At 50.7% G+C, this 1,423-nt stretch carries 2 protein-coding genes; both read left to right on the top strand.

What is annotated here, in order from left to right; translation table 11 throughout:
* A partial coding sequence (locus H9L42_RS16695) for a hypothetical protein (protein WP_417891436.1) occupies window positions 1–628 on the top strand: 628 nt, incomplete at its 5' end.
* Window positions 628–1,386, top strand: coding sequence for a PD-(D/E)XK nuclease-like domain-containing protein (locus H9L42_RS16690; protein WP_243235858.1), 759 nt, complete (start codon window positions 628–630; stop codon window positions 1,384–1,386). The genes H9L42_RS16695 and H9L42_RS16690, both read left to right, overlap by 1 nt.
* Window positions 1,387–1,423: the final 37 nt, after the last annotated feature.

Below are 1,423 nucleotides of genomic sequence, written 5' to 3'. Positions count from 1 at the left end.
CAGCACGATAGAGAGGCTGAAAGCGGAAATCCGGGCAGCGGATGAAAAGCTGGGAGGTCTGGATCGTAAGCTGCAGGATAAGATTGCTCTGGCGGACAGCCAATATGAAGCAAAGAAGGCAAAACTGGCGAAAGACATGCAGATTGCGGATGGATATATCGCAAAGGAGCCGGTGGATTGTAGCCACCTTCAGGAGGAAGTCGACACCGCGGAACGCATGAAGAAGTATCTGAATGAGTATCGAAGGATGCAGGGTCTGGAAGCGGATGTGAAACGTCTGAAAACGGAATCGGACGAGCTGACGAGAAAGATTGAACTGGCCAGAACCCTGCCGGGACAGATCCTAGAGACTGCCACGCTGCCGGTGGAGGGACTGACCGTAGAGAACGGAATCCCGCTGATTCACGGGCTGCCGGTCTCCAACCTGTCGGAAGGAGAAAAACTGAATCTGTGTGTGGATGTGGCGCTTTCCAAACCCAACAACCTGCAGATCATTTTGATTGACGGGGCGGAAAAGCTGTCCGACGAAAACAGGAACAAGTTATATCAGAAATGCAAAGACAAAGGGCTGCAGTTTGTGGCAACCAGAACGACAAACGACAGCGAACTGGAAGTGAGGTATCTGTAATGCTGACAGCGGAAACCTATTTTGACAGAGAAAATCAGATGAAATATTTCAGCGCCAGCCAATTCAAAACCTTTGGGCAGTGTGAAGCGGCGGCAATGGCGGAAATCCGGGGTGAGTATGAGCGGGAGAAAACCGTTTCCCTACTCGTTGGCTCCTATGTGGACGCGCACTTTGAAGGGACGTTGGATCTGTTCCGCGCGCAGAACCCGGAAATCTTCACAAAGCAGGGGGAACTTCGAGCGAATTTCAAGCAGGCGGAAGAAATTATCCAGCGTCTGGAGAGGGACCCGCTCTTTATGGAGTATATGTCCGGGCATCCTCAGGTCATTCTGGAAGGAGAACTGTTCGGATACCAGTGGAAGATTAAAATGGACAGCTACCATCCGGGAGAAAAGATTGTCGATTTGAAAGTGATGAAAGACTTTGCGCCAATCTGGGTGGAAGGCGAGGGAAAAATTCCCTTTGTGGAAGCCTGGGGATATGATCTGCAGGCTGCGGTTTATCAGGCGATTGAAGGAAACGGACTGCCCTTTTATATCGCGGGGGCAACAAAGGAAAAGGTGCCGGATCTGGGAATTTTTGAAATCCCTCAATACAGTATGGATACGGCGCTGAAACTGATTGAGGCAAAGATTGACCGGTACGCGGATATCAAAGCCGGACTGGAACCGGCGCGACGCTGTGAGCATTGCGATTACTGTAAACAGACCAAAGTTCTCACGGGACCGGTATCCTATTTGGAGGGTTACGATGCATAAAATATTTATTCACGGGAGACTGGCAAGAGATCCGGAG

This window comes from Zhenpiania hominis, from assembly GCF_014333425.1.
GTDB lineage: Bacteria > Bacillota > Clostridia > Peptostreptococcales > Anaerovoracaceae > Hominibacterium > Hominibacterium hominis.
The sequence above is the reverse complement of the archived record's forward strand: the minus strand, read 5'-3'. Positions and strand labels throughout refer to the sequence as shown.

Excerpts from the sequence above, each read along its gene's own strand:
- H9L42_RS16690 (WP_243235858.1), top strand. The coding sequence starts at position 628 with ATGCTGACAGCGGAAACCTATTTTGACAGAGAAAATCAGATGAAATAT.